At 67.2% G+C, this 14,620-nt stretch carries 13 protein-coding genes; all 13 read left to right on the top strand.

Going from position 1 to position 14,620, the window contains the following annotated elements; all coding sequences use genetic code 11:
* Window positions 1-52: 52 nt before the first annotated feature.
* The 13 genes from M2421_RS11200 to M2421_RS11140 all read left to right on the top strand — a co-directional run bounded on the left by M2421_RS11200 (window position 53) and on the right by M2421_RS11140 (window position 14,577).
* A complete protein-coding gene (locus M2421_RS11200) occupies window positions 53-571 on the top strand; it encodes a hypothetical protein (protein ID WP_259206669.1) in 519 nt (172 codons plus the stop codon).
* Between the two features lie 69 nt (window positions 572-640).
* Window positions 641-1,252 (top strand): hypothetical protein, encoded by a 612-nt coding sequence (locus M2421_RS11195; RefSeq protein ID WP_259206668.1) that lies wholly within the window; start codon window positions 641-643, stop codon window positions 1,250-1,252.
* Entirely contained in the window at window positions 1,252-3,465 is a 2,214-nt protein-coding gene (locus M2421_RS11190; protein WP_259206667.1) for a hypothetical protein, read from the top strand. The genes M2421_RS11195 and M2421_RS11190 overlap by 1 nt, the downstream gene beginning before the upstream one ends.
* The gene (locus M2421_RS11185; protein WP_259206666.1) at window positions 3,462-3,908 is read left to right on the top strand and encodes a GNAT family N-acetyltransferase; all 447 of its coding nucleotides are present in this window, start codon (window positions 3,462-3,464) and stop codon (window positions 3,906-3,908) included. The genes M2421_RS11190 and M2421_RS11185 overlap by 4 nt, the downstream gene beginning before the upstream one ends.
* Before the next feature lie 2 nt (window positions 3,909-3,910).
* Window positions 3,911-4,390, top strand: coding sequence for a hypothetical protein (locus tag M2421_RS11180; RefSeq protein ID WP_259206665.1), 480 nt, complete (start codon window positions 3,911-3,913; stop codon window positions 4,388-4,390).
* A 1-nt stretch (window position 4,391) separates the two neighbouring features.
* Window positions 4,392-6,500 (top strand): hypothetical protein, encoded by a 2,109-nt coding sequence (locus M2421_RS11175; RefSeq protein ID WP_259206664.1) that lies wholly within the window; start codon window positions 4,392-4,394, stop codon window positions 6,498-6,500.
* Window positions 6,497-8,881: a hypothetical protein gene (locus M2421_RS11170; protein ID WP_259206663.1), complete on the top strand. Its 2,385-nt coding sequence runs from the start codon at window positions 6,497-6,499 to the stop codon at window positions 8,879-8,881. The genes M2421_RS11175 and M2421_RS11170 overlap by 4 nt, the downstream gene beginning before the upstream one ends.
* A complete protein-coding gene (locus M2421_RS11165) occupies window positions 8,881-11,409 on the top strand; it encodes a hypothetical protein (RefSeq protein ID WP_259206662.1) in 2,529 nt (842 codons plus the stop codon). The genes M2421_RS11170 and M2421_RS11165 overlap by 1 nt, the downstream gene beginning before the upstream one ends.
* Window positions 11,406-11,732 carry a hypothetical protein gene (locus M2421_RS11160; protein WP_259206661.1) on the top strand — a complete coding sequence of 109 codons (327 nt, stop codon included), beginning with the start codon at window positions 11,406-11,408 and terminating at the stop codon, window positions 11,730-11,732. Before M2421_RS11165 ends, M2421_RS11160 begins: the two co-directional genes overlap by 4 nt.
* Window positions 11,719-13,386, top strand: coding sequence for a phage terminase large subunit (terL, locus tag M2421_RS11155; protein ID WP_259206660.1), 1,668 nt, complete (start codon window positions 11,719-11,721; stop codon window positions 13,384-13,386). Before M2421_RS11160 ends, terL begins: the two co-directional genes overlap by 14 nt.
* Window positions 13,387-13,407: 21 nt before the next feature.
* The gene (locus M2421_RS11150) at window positions 13,408-13,656 is read left to right on the top strand and encodes a hypothetical protein (protein ID WP_259206659.1); all 249 of its coding nucleotides are present in this window, start codon (window positions 13,408-13,410) and stop codon (window positions 13,654-13,656) included.
* Window positions 13,649-14,188 (top strand): lysozyme, encoded by a 540-nt coding sequence (locus M2421_RS11145; RefSeq protein ID WP_259206658.1) that lies wholly within the window; start codon window positions 13,649-13,651, stop codon window positions 14,186-14,188. The genes M2421_RS11150 and M2421_RS11145 overlap by 8 nt, the downstream gene beginning before the upstream one ends.
* Window positions 14,185-14,577: a hypothetical protein gene (locus M2421_RS11140; RefSeq protein WP_259206657.1), complete on the top strand. Its 393-nt coding sequence runs from the start codon at window positions 14,185-14,187 to the stop codon at window positions 14,575-14,577. The genes M2421_RS11145 and M2421_RS11140 overlap by 4 nt, the downstream gene beginning before the upstream one ends.
* Window positions 14,578-14,620: the final 43 nt, after the last annotated feature.

Below are 14,620 nucleotides of genomic sequence, written 5' to 3'. Positions count from 1 at the left end.
GCGGTGATCTCGGTCGCCGCCCTTCACCCCATTCCAGTACGAGGAACACACCATGGCCGTAGTCAACAAGGGGAGCGCGGCGATCACCGCTCGCGACTCCGCAGCCGCCCCCGGCGTCTCCCAGCTCGCCTCCACGAAGGTGGCCACCGGGCGCGTCAAGGAATCCATCGGCGTCATCGCGGTGGCCAACGGCGACAGCATCGCCAGCGTCCTGCGCTTCTTCACCATCAACTCGGGCTGGCGCGTCAGCTCGGTGGTCCTGGCCTGCACCGCGATCACCGGCGGCGCAGCTGACATCGGGCTGTATGACCTGCCGACCCGCAACGCCGGCGCGGTGGTCGATGCCGACTTCTTCGGCTCCGCGGTCGACTTGGCCGCCGCGCAGGAGATCACCAACGTCCTGCGGGAGTCGGGCCTGATCACCGTCGAGAAGCTGGAGTGGCCGGTGTGGCGCCTGCTGGGCCTGGCCACCGATCCGGGCGTGCAGTACGACGTCTGCGCCACGCTCACCGCCGGCGCCACCGCTGCCGGGTTCGTCGCGCTGAAGGGCCACTTCGTCGACGGGAACTGATCCCAACCGGATCGGATGCAGTACACGCCGGGGGCCACGCGCCCCCGGTGCTACATGAGGACCAGCGCGATGATTGAGACCGCAAACGAAGTCAGTATCTGCTCCAACGCGCTGCTGTCTCTCGGGGCCAAACCGATCGCCAGCTTCGACGAGGCCAGCTACGAGCCCAACTTGGACCGAGCAAAGCTTTGCGCCGGGATCTACCCCGGCCTGAAGAAGTCGATTCTCCGCGGCCATCCATGGAACTGCGCAATCAAGCGCGTCCAGCTCTCCCCCGACGCCTCCGCGCCGCCATTCGGATTCCGCAGCCGCTTCCTCCTGCCGGGCGACTGGCTGCGCACGCTGGCGGTCGGTGACGAGCGCAACGGGCAGCGGGTGACCTACCGGTCCGAAGGCCGCTACCTGCTGAGCGACGAGGTGGTGTTCCCTCTGGTCTACATCGCAGACGTGCCCGAGAGCGAGTGGGATTCGCTGCTGGTGGACGTCATGACCGCGGCGATGGCCGTGCGCCTGGCGTACCCCATCACGACCTCGGGCAGCATGGTCGAACTGAAGACGGCCGAGCTGCGCAACCTCATGGACAAGGCCCGGGCAGTAGACGGGCAGGATGATCCGCCGGAGACCCTGGGCGACTTCCCGCTGCTGACGGCGCGCGCGGGCGGCTACAGGGGGAACTGGTAATGCGCGCAGCGATCATGAAGACGAACTTCACCGCTGGAGAGCTGAGCCCGAGGCTCTACGGCCGCTCGGACATCGACCGGTACAACAACGGCGCCAAGGTGCTGCTCAACGTGTTCGTGCTGGTCCAGGGCGGCGTCATCGGGCGCTATGGGCTGCGCTTCACCCAGCCGGCGAAGCACGGCGACAAGCACGCCGTGCTGATCCCCTACGTGTTCAACCGCGATCAGGCGTACATGCTGGAGGTGGGCGACGCCTACATCCGTGTCTACCTGCAGAACGGCGCCCAGGTGCAGACCGAGGCGACCCCGGGGGTGTTCGCTCCCTACGAGATCCAGAGCGACTACGCCGAGGCGGACCTGGACGCGATCGACTACGTGCAGAGCGGGGACACGATGTTCCTGTTCCACGTCAACTACCCCACGCGCCGCCTGCGCCGGTTCGGCAACGCCGCCTGGGTGTTGGAGGATGTGCCGTGGGTGAACCTGCCATACGCCGAGGTTGGCACCAGGCCGGCCGCCTCGCTCACGCTGGACAGCCTTGCGCTTGGGCCGGGCAGGACGTTGACGGCTAGCGCCGCTGCGTTCATGGCGTCGGACGTGGGCCGCGAGATCGAGACCGAGGGCGGCTTGGCGCTCATCACCGCATTCACCAGCGCCACGGTCGTCACAGCCGACGTGCTCACTCCGTTCCCCGGCCTGGTCATCGCTGACGGCGACTGGCTGATCACTGGCAGCCCCTACGCGACCCTGACGCCGACCTGGCCCGCCGGCAGCGGCACCGACCTGCCGGCCGTGGGCGCAGCCATCACGCTGACGCTGGGGGCTGCTGGCTGGCGCGATGAGGACGTGGGCAAGTGGGTCGATATCAACGCCGGCCTGATCCAGATCACTGCGGTGTCGTCGGCGACCGTGGCCACCGGCGAACTGCGACGCGTCATGTCCGCGCTGGTCGCTTCGCCTGCACTGGCTTGGACCTTGATGGGTAGCGCCTGGGGCGGCCGGAACGGCTATCCCCGGACCGGCACGTTCTTCGAGCAGCGCCTCTGGTGCGCCGGCTCGCGCATGTTCCCGCAGACCGTGTGGGGCTCACGGATCGGCGAGTACCTCGACTTCGAGCTGGGCGCCGAATCTGACGACGCTATGTCGCTCTCGGCCGCCAGTGAGCAGCAGCACACGATCACGCACCTGACCGGCTTGGGCGCGCTGGTCACGCTGAGCAACGGGGGCGAGACCACGATCCGTGGCACCGATGATTCTGCGATCGCGCCCAACTCCAAGAACAAGATCAAGCCGCAATCGAACTTCGGCTGCAGCCTCGTGTCGCCCGAGCGCATCGGCGGCGAGCTGCTGTTCGTGCAGCGCGGCGGGCGGAAGATTCGCGCGCTCTCCGCCGACAAGATCGACTCCGACCAGTTCGGCGCGCCGGACATGACGGTGCTTGCCGAGCACATTACCCGCGCCGGCGTGGCCGGGCTGGCCTACCAGGCAGAGCCGGACCCGCTCCTGTTCACGCTGATGGCAGACGGTGAGCTGGCGGTGCTCACCTTCGACCGGGACCAAGACGTGATCGGCTGGACGCGGCAGTCCACGCAGGGCCGCTTCGACGCCCTGGCCACGCTGCCCACTGAAGACGGCGACCAGGTGTGGGCCATCGTGATTCGTGAAGTGAACGGGCAGCAGGTCCGCTACGTCGAACGCTTCGATCCTTCGCTTCACACCGACAGCGCCATTACCGGAGTCGACCCGGCCGGCACCGCCGTGTGGGGCGGCCTGGCCCACCTGGAAGGCATGGCGGTGAAGGTGAAGGCGGACGGCGTCGAGCTGGGGGATCGCATCGTCAGCGGCGGCGAGATCACGCTGGAGCGCCCGGCCAAGACGGTCGAGATCGGCCTCCAGTACGTGTCTCGGGTCGAGATGCTGCGCCCGGAGGTGCAAACCCAGGAGGGCACATCTCAGGGCGGCAGCGTCCGAATCTCGGAGGTCAAGTGCCGGTTCCTGGAGACGATCGGGGCGACGGTCAACGGGCAACTCATCTTCGGCCGGCCCCTGGGCCTTGGCGTGCTGGACAAGCCGCCTCAGCCCTTCACCGGCGACGTGCCGGTCGAGACGTTGGGCTGGGGGCGTGGCGACTTCCACGTCGTCGTCGAGCAGAAGCAGCCATATCCATTCCACCTGCAGGCCGTAATTTCAACCACCACGGTGAACGCCAAATGATCCGCTCCGCCACGCACGCCGACATCGGCGATCTTCTGGTCCTCTCCGAAGCGATGCACGCCGAGTCGCGCTATGTCGCTTACCCGTTTTCCCCGTCGAAGATGGCCGGCCTGTTCCGCGCGCTCATTGATGGCCAGGGGTGTGTGTTCGTCGCGGAGGCAGACGGCCAGCTGGTCGGAATGGCCGCCGGCTACTGCGAGGAATTCTGGTTCGCCGACGCCAAGGTGGCCGGCGAGTACGGCATCTACGTGACCAAGCAGCACCGCGGATCGCGCTTGGGCGTTCAGCTCCTGCGCGAGTACGTCAGCTGGTGCAAGGCCGTGGGTGCAGACCTGATCCAGGCGGGCATCACCACCGGCGTGACGCATGAGCGCACGTCGCAGGTCTACCAGGGCATCGGGTTCACCCCGACCGGCACTGTCTTCGAATACACGGGAGAGTAAGCATGGGCGCAGCCGCCATCCCAATCATCCAATGGGGCACCGCGCTACTGGCCGCCGGCGCCGCCGTGCAGCAGGGCAAGGAGGCCCAGGACTACAACGAGTACCTGGCCAAGCAGAGCGAGGCCGACGCCCGCACCGCAAAGAGTGCGGCGGAAGTCGAAGCGATGCGGATCCGCAAGCAGCGCGACAAGGTGCGCGCCGATGCGATCGCCACCATCGCGCAGTCCGGTGTGGACGTGAACAGCGATACCGCCCTGCGGATCGATGAACAGATCACGCGCGACTCGGAGGAGGACGCTTTCCTGGCTCTGGCGGGCGGCACCGACCGGGTGAACCGGCTGGGCGCGGAGGCAGACGGCTACCGGATCTCGGGCAAGCAGGCGCGCACGGCGGGCTACGTGAAGGCCGGCACCTCGCTTCTTGGAGCCGCATCCAACAACGGCCGGGGCTGGAAGCGCACCGGCACCGCAGGAGGCGCCTGATATGGCCAAGATCCCGCAGGGCAACTTTGGCCAGGGCGCAGGCCAGGCGCCGGTGGTGCAGACGCGCGTCAGCGGCGCCGGCCGCGATGCGGTGGCGCAGGCCGTCGGCGAGTTCGCTGACACCGGATCGCGCATCGCGAACCACGCCCAGGTGTTGCAGGAGCAGGAGGCCCGCCGGCAGAAGATCGAGGATGAGGCGCTCGCCCGCGCCAAAGCGGCCAACGCTCAGCTCGACTACGAGATCGAGGTGCAGGACCGCACGCTCGCCACGCAGGATGCTGTGGTCACCGGAGGGCTCAACTATGAGCAGGCCCGGGAGCAGTACGCGACCGAAATTGGCAAGATCAAGGCGCCCGAGGTGCAGGGCCTGGCACCAGACATGCAGCTCGCCTACGAGCGGGGCATCCAGCGCACCCAGCGATCGGGCGAACTCAAGATCAACTCGGCGGTGCAGAAGGCGCAGCGCGCCGACCTGCAGACCCAGTACACCGCGGCGATGGACAAGCTCGGGAAAATCGTGGGCATGCCAGGCGCCGACATCGACGGGGTGATTCAGCGGGCTGAATCCTTGGCCCCGCTCGCCAAGTCTGCAGGGCTCACCGACGTGCAGATCAGCAAGGCAGCGCAGGACTTTCGAGATCGGAGCTGGACCTCGCAGGCGACCCAGCGCGCTATCCAGTCGCGCGAGGACCCGGATGGCCTGGCCAAGCTCGAGCACGACCTCGCCGACCCGGCAGGCTTCTACGCCGACAAGCTGGATCCAGAGAAGCGCAACGCGCTGTGGGCTCAGGTATCCAACCGCCAGCAGACCCTGCTCGACAAGGCTGAGCGCGCACAGGACCGCCTCGACGCGAAGGGCAACCGCGTGCTCGACCAGATCGACAAGCAGATCGCCAGCGGCGTGCCGGCGAAGCCAGACCAGTGGACGTCGTGGTCGGATGCGGTGAAGGGCACCTCGGCGGAGGCAGAGTTCAGCGAGCGCGTCGCGCAGGAGCAGGTGGTGCAGAAGGTGCTGCGCATGTCGCCAGACCAGCAGCAGACCTACATTCAGGCCGCAGAGGCGTCGCTATTGTCCGACGGCGGCAGCGTGACGCAGAAGGCGAACCTCGATCGGCTGAAGACGGCCGTCACCAGCAACCTGAAGCAGATGCAGGACGCGCCGCTTCTGTTCAACGCCGCGCGCGAGGGCGGCGAGGTGGAGCCGCTGAAGCTGGAGGCACTGGCTTCGCCGGCTGATGCGTGGGAGCTGGGTGCGCAGCTGAGCGACCGGCAAGCCACGATCGATGGCATGCGCAAGCGCTACGGCACGCAGGTGTCCCAGCGGCTACTTCTGCCGCAGGAAGCCCAGGTGTTGACCGACACCCTGAAGAACTCAACCTCGACGCAACAGGTGTCGATGCTGGGCCAGCTGCGCACGGCGGTCATGGACGACAAGGTCTTCAACCGCGTGATGCAGCAGATCGCGCCCGATGAGCCGGTGGTGGCATACGCCGGCATGCTGGCCACCAAGGAGCGCGCCCGCATCACCCTCGCGAAGAACACGTTCAGCGCCAACGTCACCGCTGGCGCGAGGGAGGTCTCAGCGACCATGCTCGAGGGCAACCGCTTGCTGCAGGGGAAGGGAGACAGCAAGTTCCCGCTGCCGCCCGAGAAGAACTTCCGGGAGCAGTTCACCGCGGAAATCGGCGGCGCGGCCAGTGCGTTGTTTGCCGGCCGGCCCGGTGCTGCTGAAGTCGCCATGCAGGCGGTCCGCGCCTACTACACGGGCAAGTCTGCAGCCGATGGCGATCAGTCTGGAGAGGTCGATTCCGCACGCATGAAGCAGGCCATTCGCGCCACCTTGGGCGAAATCTCCGACGTCAACGGGCGCGGCGAGGTGCTGGCGCCGTGGGGAATGTCGGAGGACGAATTCGAGGACCGCGCTGAGGCCGCCTTCGTCACCGCCGCGCGCGCGGCCAAGCTGCCGGATTCCACGGTGAACAACTTCCGCGCGTTCGGCCTGCGTCAAGCGGGGGAGAACACGTTCTACGTCGTCAGCGGGATGAGCTACCTCTACGGCGAGAACGGACAGCCGGTGATCCTCAATATCTATCCCGGGAGCGCGCCGTGAGCATTTTCGATATCGACGAGCAGGGGCGGAAGTCGCTCGACGAGCAGGTCGCGCTGAATCCGCTGGACCTGTCCAAGGTCTCCACGGGCATGTTCTCCGGGTTCGGCGCCGCGTTGGGCACGGGAATAATGCAGGGCGGCTCGCGCACCGCCACCACCGTGGCTCTGGCCGGCTCACCTGTCCCCGGCGCGCGCGACGACTACCTCAACTCCTTCCGCACCCCGGAGACGCAGCAGCTGGTTAAGTCCCTAGGCATCAAGCCGGATACCAGCGCGCCATCGACGGCAGGGCAGGACTGGTACTTCCAGAACGTCGTGGAGGACTTGGGCCAAGCTGCAACCGACTATTGGGCCCCGGACCCGGCGCAGATCGGATCGGCGGGCAGAATCGCCAATGGGCTGGCCCAGATCGTTCTCCCGTTGGCGGCCGCCGGCGGAAATCCGGCACTGCTGGCCGGCAACGAGGGGCTGGAAACTCCCGCCGCGCTGGTGAAGCAGGGCGTAGACGCACGCACGGCAACCGGGTTCGGCGTCGTTTCGGCGGGCGCAACGATGCTGGGCTTCAAGGTGCCGGCCAGTTTCGGCACCACACTGCTGCAGCGCTTGGGCACCGGTGCTGCTGCGAACCTCGCCGTCGGAGTGGCCACCAGCGCTGCGCAGTCAGGCGCCCTCAAGGCAGGCGGCTACGACAAGCAGGCGGAAGCCTACAGCCCGATGAACGCCGAGGCGCGAGCCGTGGACGCGCTGACCGGCCTGGTGTTCGGCGGCATTGCTCACGCGCAGGCGCCCAAGGTGACCGCTGCGCAGCGCGATGCCGTCCTGACCGCGGCGAACGCCAAGCACGTCCAGGTGGACACCGCCCCGGGCCTGCCGGTCGATGAGGCTTCCAACGGCGCGCACCAGGCTGCGCTGGCGTCGGCCATCGGCTCCATTCTGCGCGGCGAGCCGGTGAGCATCGCCGAGTCCATCAACGCGGCCGAGTTCCTGCCGGTACAGCGCCAGGGCATGTCTACCGACCCGCTGGCCACCTACACGCTGCCGCCGGTCGAGTACGGGGCCTATCGCCGCGCGTTGGAGTCCGGCGGCGACCCGAACGCGACCAACGGTCGCAGCACGGCGACCGGTATTGACCAGTTCACTGCCGGCACCTGGCGGCGCATCGTGGCGCAGACCCGCCCAGCCTGGGCAGAGGGATTGAACGACAACCAGATCCTGGCCGCCCGACGCGATCCCACGAAGTCGGGGCAGATGGCGGAGGCGCTGGACGACCAGAACACAGCTGCGCTGGAATCGGCCGGCTTGGAGCCCACGGCCCACAACCTGTATGCCGCCCACCATTTCGGGAGCGAGGGCGGCGTCAAGTTCGCCCGGGCCGCCGATGACACGCCGATGTCGCGCATTCTGTCGCGCGGCCAGTTGGAAGCGAACCCGTACCTCAAGGGCAAGACCAAGGGCGAGGCGATCGCCAACTGGGACGCGCGGGCCAAGCGCGCCGGCGTCGGCATTCCTGAGCCTGTCCGTGCTGATGTGCCGGCCGAGACTGCCGCCGTGGCCCAGGTGCCGGTCCAGATCCCAGCTGCGATGACCGGGACCGACGCTGCCCAGGTCATCGAGCAGCGCCTGTCCACGCTGGACGAGCTGGCCACCACCGGCCGCCTGCAGCCCGAGGAGGTGACCGCGCTGCGCGCAGAGGACCAGAGCTTGGTCGAGCTGATCCGCCGGCAGGAGCAGCTTGCCCGCGACAACATCCTGCCGGCCGATCCCCGCGAGCGGCTGGCCCCCTCCGACCTGGAGCAGCTGAGCGCTCGTCGCGTGGAGATCCGGCAGGCCATTGAGCAGTCCAATGCCGCAACCGGTTACGCGACCGTCGCGCGCCAACTGCGCACCAGGCTGGAGAAAATCGACCAGGACTCAGACCTGATCGGGTTGGCGGAGCGCATTACTGGCCGCACGCCGCGCGCGGAGGCCCCCACGCGCCCCGTACTCCCTGACGCCCGCCCGACCCCCGACGTGGGTATTGCAGCGGTCCCTCGTGGCCGCCCGGGCCCGTCTGCGCGTGCAGCAGCGGCTCTCGACGAGGCGCAGCCGCGGGCGACCCCTGATGTCGCTATGGAGCAGGGCGAGTCCGCCCCTGCGCCGCTTGGGGGCGTAGAGCCCCGGCCGACGCAATCCATGGCTGCGGGTGGCGACATTCCCGATGTCACCCAGCAGGCCGCCCTTGAGGCCGTGGCCGCATCGCCTGACATGCAAATCACGATGGACGACGGCACGGTCATGACCGCAGCTGAAGCCCTGGCCGCCGTTGATGCCGACATCTCACAGGCTCAATCGGACTCCCGCGGCTTTGCTGCCGCTGTTGCTTGCTCGCTGAGGTTTGCCTGATGCGCCCCGAATGCATTACCGCCGTCACCAAAGCTATCGGCCGCGCCTTGAACGCCGCCGAGATCAAGGGTATCGAGGATCGAATCAGCCGCCACATGCGGCAGAACGCGATAAAGGACCCCAACGGGGCCCTGAGCATGTCGCCGGAGCAGCGATTGAACGAAGCCGCCACCAGCGCCGCAAAGGAGCTGGTGTACGAGGCGCAGAAGAAGAAGCAGCGGGTTGCGCAGACGATCCTCGCCCATGACCGAATCCAGCGTCACCTGGAGCAGTTCCCCGATATGTTCGACGGCCTGGACCGGATGATTGCGTTCCATGCCGACGGGAAGGCGAACACCCTCTCGGTAGAGTCGCGCGCACGGGCGATCGAGCGCGACGCCCTGCGCCAGATGCTCGATACGCTGGAGGCCACCAATCCCAAGTTCTTCGGGCTGCTGGAGAATCCGGAGGGCGTGCAGATGTTGGTCAAGGAGCTGCACGGCCAGAAGACGGGGGACGTGGATGCCGCCCAGGGCGCGAAGGTGTTCCACGAAATCGCGGCCAGGCTGCGGGAACGGTTCAACCGCTCCGGCGGCGATGTCGGCCAGCTCGACGACTGGGGCATGCCCCACCACCATTCCCAAGCGCAGGTGGCCAAGGCCGGCCGGCAGCAGTGGGCGACCGACGTGCTGCCGCTGCTGGACCGCAAGCGGTACGTCAACGAGGACGGCACCCGCATGACTGACGCCGAGGTGGGCGACTTCCTCGGGCACGCATGGGCATCGATCGCCACCGGCGGGGTGAACAAGCTGGAGCCGGGGCGGGGCGGTATGGGTAGCGGGATGCGGGCCAACCGCGGCAACGAATCGCGGCAGGTGCATTTCAAGGACGGCGAGGCATACATCCAGTACCAGCAGAAGTACGGCGAGCGCTCGCTCTACGAGGTGCTGACCGGGCACATCGCCGGGGTGTCCAAGGACATCGCGCTCGTCGAGACCTTCGGGCCGAACCCTGACCTCGCGTACTCGCTATTCCGCGACAGGGCAGTCAAGGAGCAGACGCTCGCCGACCCCACGAAGGTTGGCCGGCTGCAGAAGCGCGCGATCAGCTCGGAGAACCTCTACAACTACGTCGCCGGGCGAACCCAGCCGGTGGCATCGGCGCGCCTGGCTGAGACCTTCGACACGCTGCGAAGTTGGATGACGGCATCTCGTCTCGGCTCTGCTGTTATCACCTCGTTCTCCGACGACGCCACGATGTATCTGTCGGCACACGTCAACAAGCTGCCAGCGATGCGCTTGTTCGCCAACGAGCTGGCCGCGCTCAACCCAGCGAACCGCATGGAGAAGCGCATGGCGATGCGGGCAGGGCTGGCGATGAACACTCTGCTGTCGTCGCTCAATCGGTTCGGCGCCGATACGTTCACCTCCGACGCGCCGGGCTTCCTGTCTGCCCTGTCCAACACCAGCACCAAGCTGGCAGGAGCGACCCTGCGCGCCAGTGGGCTCAACGCGCTGACCGAGGCGAGGAAGCGCGCCTACGGCGTCACCTTCATGCATGCCCTGGGCGCGGTGACCAAGGAACACAAGGCGCTGTCGGCGTTGGATGCAGCAGACCACCGCATCCTGCTCTCCAAGGGGATCACCGAGACTGACTTCACGGTGTGGAAGCGGGCGAGCCTGGAGGACTGGGGCGGCGGCAACGATGCAATGCTGACCCCGGATGCCATCTATCGCATCCCGGATGCCAAGCTGGCCGACCTGGGCAACCCGCAGAAGCTGCGCGAGGACGCCGCTACGCGTTTGCTGGGCGTGGTGCTGGAGGAAACCGACGTGGCGGTGATCGAGCCAGGCGCGAAGGAGCGGGCGATGATGATGTCCGGCCTGCAGCGTGGCACTTGGAAAGGCGAACTGACGCGCTCGTTCTTCCTGTTCAAGTCGTTCCCGATCGCCATGATGACGCGGCACATCCAGCGCGGCTGGTCCATGCCCACCGGGACTGGTCGCGCGGCGTACATCGCCAGCCTGATTGCGTCGACGACGGTCATGGGCGCGGTGTCGCTGCAGATCAATGAGATGCTCAGCGGCCGAGATCCTCGAGACATCACTGATCCCCGCTTCGGCGTGGCAGCCATGCTGAAGGGTGGCTCGCTCGGCCTTTACGGTGACTTCCTGTTCTCCGAGTCGTCACGGTATGGGCAGTCGCCTTTCGCCGCGGCCTTGGGCCCAGTGGCCGGCCTGGCCGAGGACGTCCTGAAGCTGACGCAGGGCAACCTGATGGAAGCGGCCGAGGGCAAGGACACTCACGCTGGCGCCGAAGCCGTGCGGTTCGTCAAGAGCAACACTCCTGGCGCGAACCTCTGGTACTCCAAGGCAGCGCTCGACCACCTGCTTTTCCACCAACTGCAGGAGTATTTCTCGCCTGGCTACCTGCGCAAGATGCGCCGACGCAGCGAGAAGGAGTTCGGCCAGAAATACTGGTGGGAGCCGGGCGAGGTCGTCCCCGATCGCGCCCCTGACATGGCCGCGATGGCCGGGGAGACTGCATGAGGCCCGATCAGAAAAAGCGCCTGGCCGAGGTGAGCGAGAAGTTGGCCGAGGTCGCGATCAACGATGCCGACCCGGCCAATTGGACCGGCGACGGAAAGCTGCTATCCCAGATGACGAAGGAGGAGCGCGGCGACGCCGCGTGGTGTCGGAAGACGGCCGTGCAGTCCGTGGCGCTGCTTGGCCGCCTGCAGCAGCTCCTGCGGGACGACACTGCCGGGAAGGGTGGCAATGACCCCGATCCAGAGGACGACATCCGCCGGGCGGAACAGGAAGCGGCGAAGATGCTCAAGCGGGTGGGGGCCAAGTCGCATGGCGCTGCCTGATCGCCTGCGGGTCCCGCCAAAGATCAGCTTCCTGGCGTTCTTCCACATGTGGGCCGAGTGCAGGCGCTGGGAGGTCCCAGACCTCCACATCCGCGCGTGTGTTTTCCTGCAAGAAGCCTGGATCAGCGATTCGACGCTGCTGCTGCTGATGCTCCCGCGAGGTCACGCGAAGTCGACCATCCTGGAAGTGTTCAATGCATGGATCTACTACTGCTGGGGCCTGACCCGGATCCTGCACCAGTCCGAGTCCGACGGCACCGCCCTGAAGACCAGTCGCGGCACCCAGAACGTGTTGAGGAACCACCCGCTCACCACGAAGCTGCTGCCGGCAAGTGTCGGCACCATCGAGCAGTGGTGGATCGCTGGTGCAGCCCTCAACGACGCGCGTAACGCCAGCATGTACGCCCGGGGCATCTTGTCCAACACCACCAGCTCGCGCGCCGATTTCATCCAGAACGACGACATCGAGGTGCCCGGCAACATCGGCACTCCCGAGGCGCGGGAGAAGCTGCGCTTCCGTCTGGGGGAGCAGATCCACATTGCTGTCCCGGGCGCTCCGAAACTCTACATCGGCACCCCGCACACCCACGACTCGATCTATGAGGACGTGAAGCGGCAGGGAGCAATGGCAATGGTGGTCCGCATGTTCGCCCAAGAGCACCGAATCGAAAAGGCCGAGCGCGGTCGTTACCCCATCGGGTTTGTTCCCGAGTACGTGTTCATGGGGATCGGCGAAACGGCGCGCCTGCTGCGCGAGGGGCTGGACTACCAGCTCGAGGGCACGGTGCTGCTGCTCGACAATCCGGCAGGGGCGCTGATCGACTGCTACGCCGGCGCAGCCTGGCCCGAGCGGTTCGACGCCGAGGAAATGCAGATGCGCCGCCAGCAGACGCGGACCATCGGCGAGTGGGATTCGCAGTATCAGCTGCACGCCAAGCCCGTCACACAGGTCCGCCTGGACCCGGCACGCATCGTCCCCTATGACGTGATGCCTACGGTCCGAAAAGCCAACGGCGCGGCGGCGATGTTCCTGGGCCCGGTCCAGATCGCCGGTGCGGCCGTGCGCTGGGACCCAGCCGGGGGCAAGCTGCGCTCGGACGTGTCGGCGGTGGCCGTCGTGCTGCAGGACCTGGTGGGCCGGCGTTACCTCCACCGGATCGCCGCACTCACCGGCGACGTTGCCGATTTCTCCCCGGACGGGAAAACCATCGTGGGCGGCCAGGTGTTTCAGCTGTGCGACCTGGTAGAGGAGCTGAACCTGCCGCGCATCGTCATCGAGACCAACGGCATCGGCACCTTCGCGCCTGCAGTGCTCAAGGCCGCGCTCAAGCAGCGGCGGCTGCAGTGCGGCGTCGCTGAGGAGATGGCCGTCCAGAACAAGAACCGTCGCATCCTAGAGGCGTGGGAGCCGCTGTTGATGGCCAACGGCCAGCTGTGGGCGCACGTGGACGTGCTGAAGGGGCCGCTGTGGGATCAGATGCGCGATTGGAAGCCGGCCGTCCAGAACCAGGCCGACGACCTCCTGGACGCTGGAGCGGGCGCCCTGACCGACACGCCTGAACGGATCACAAAAATAGTCGGGAACCCGCACATCACGGCCCGCGACGATTGGCGCACCAGCGCAGGGGACATTGAAGCCACCTTCGAGCGCTGAACGCCCCCGTTCGGAGTTTCGATGAAAGAGCAGATCACCAAGGACCTGGCCGAGTCGGCCGCCAAGATCGCGCCGGCGGCAGGCGTCACGGTGGGGACGTACACGCCGGGCTACACGCTCAGCGACGTGGCCGTCATCTGCACCATCCTCTTCACCCTCATCCAGACCTTCACGGTGGTGGTGAAGAACTGGGGCGACTGGAGCGCCTGGTGGGCTGCACGCTGGGTGACGGCGCTCCGCTTTGTCGCGTGGGTGCGCCGACGTGGCTGAGGACACTTCGAAGGGCAAGAAGGTGGGCTTCGCGGCCGCGCCGATCGCGCTGGTGCTGGCGTTGGTGGCCGCACTCGGCCAGAACGACTCCGCGCATGAGGGGCGGAAGTTCGTCCCTTACCGCGACTCGGCAGGCATTTGGACTGTCTGCGCCGGTATCACGGGGCCCGCCGTCGTGCCCGGCAGGACCTACAGCCCCGCCCAGTGCGAGCATTTGGAAACCACCTACGTGCGAACCATGCTGGGGCACATGGGCCGGTGCGTTCGCGGGGAGTACCAGTTCCACGAGATCAAGGCCTGGGGCCACTTCGCCTACAACGTGGGCAACAACGCGTTTTGCGGCAGCACGGCGGCACGGCGGCTCAACGCTGGCGAGCGCGTGACCGCGTGCGATGAGATGTGGAAGTGGCGCTTCGTGACCATCGATGGCGTCAAGCGCGATTGCGCGCTGCCCCAGTGGCGCTCGAAGTGCGGCGGCATCATTGCCCGCCGGCAGTGGGAAATGGCCACCTGCAGAGGAACCCTCCAATGATCGTGCTGACCCCGAGACAGTCCCTCCAGCTCGCCCTCGTGGTGGTCCTGGTGTCGATCGGGGGCTGCTACTACCTGAAGGGCCGCGGCGACAACGCGACCGCCACCCAGAACGCCACCCTCCGCGCCGACGCCCGGGCTACCGCAGCCAGCGTCCAGATCAGCAGCGAGACCGCTGCCGCGATCGACGTGGAGTCCCACGACACCCGTACACGCACCGCTGCCGCGGTGGAGGCCATCAATGCGACACCTGCTCACTCTGACCCTGCTGCTACTGATGACGTCCTGCGCTTGGCTCGGGAAGCGCACGACCGCGCCATACGTTCCGCCTGCAGGGTGCAGCGAACGGGCGATTGCCCAGCGGCCGCCGGGGCCGCCGACGGTCGCTGACTGGAGGAAGTGGGCTGCAGCCTACGTCGGTGCGCTGGGCGCC

The sequence above is a fragment of the Stenotrophomonas sp. BIGb0135 genome (assembly GCF_024810105.1).
Lineage (GTDB): Bacteria > Pseudomonadota > Gammaproteobacteria > Xanthomonadales > Xanthomonadaceae > Stenotrophomonas > Stenotrophomonas maltophilia_AB.
Note: the sequence above shows the minus strand (reverse complement) of the source record. Positions and strands in the feature narration are given on the sequence as shown.

Excerpts from the sequence above, each read along its gene's own strand:
- M2421_RS11175 (WP_259206664.1), top strand. The coding sequence starts at position 4,392 with ATGGCCAAGATCCCGCAGGGCAACTTTGGCCAGGGCGCAGGCCAGGCG.
- M2421_RS11150 (WP_259206659.1), top strand. The coding sequence starts at position 13,408 with ATGAAAGAGCAGATCACCAAGGACCTGGCCGAGTCGGCCGCCAAGATC.
- M2421_RS11160 (WP_259206661.1), top strand. The coding sequence starts at position 11,406 with ATGAGGCCCGATCAGAAAAAGCGCCTGGCCGAGGTGAGCGAGAAGTTG.
- M2421_RS11200 (WP_259206669.1), top strand. The coding sequence starts at position 53 with ATGGCCGTAGTCAACAAGGGGAGCGCGGCGATCACCGCTCGCGACTCC.
- M2421_RS11180 (WP_259206665.1), top strand. The coding sequence starts at position 3,911 with ATGGGCGCAGCCGCCATCCCAATCATCCAATGGGGCACCGCGCTACTG.
- M2421_RS11195 (WP_259206668.1), top strand. The coding sequence starts at position 641 with ATGATTGAGACCGCAAACGAAGTCAGTATCTGCTCCAACGCGCTGCTG.
- M2421_RS11185 (WP_259206666.1), top strand. The coding sequence starts at position 3,462 with ATGATCCGCTCCGCCACGCACGCCGACATCGGCGATCTTCTGGTCCTC.
- M2421_RS11190 (WP_259206667.1), top strand. The coding sequence starts at position 1,252 with ATGCGCGCAGCGATCATGAAGACGAACTTCACCGCTGGAGAGCTGAGC.
- terL (WP_259206660.1), top strand. The coding sequence starts at position 11,719 with ATGGCGCTGCCTGATCGCCTGCGGGTCCCGCCAAAGATCAGCTTCCTG.
- M2421_RS11140 (WP_259206657.1), top strand. The coding sequence starts at position 14,185 with ATGATCGTGCTGACCCCGAGACAGTCCCTCCAGCTCGCCCTCGTGGTG.
- M2421_RS11165 (WP_259206662.1), top strand. The coding sequence starts at position 8,881 with ATGCGCCCCGAATGCATTACCGCCGTCACCAAAGCTATCGGCCGCGCC.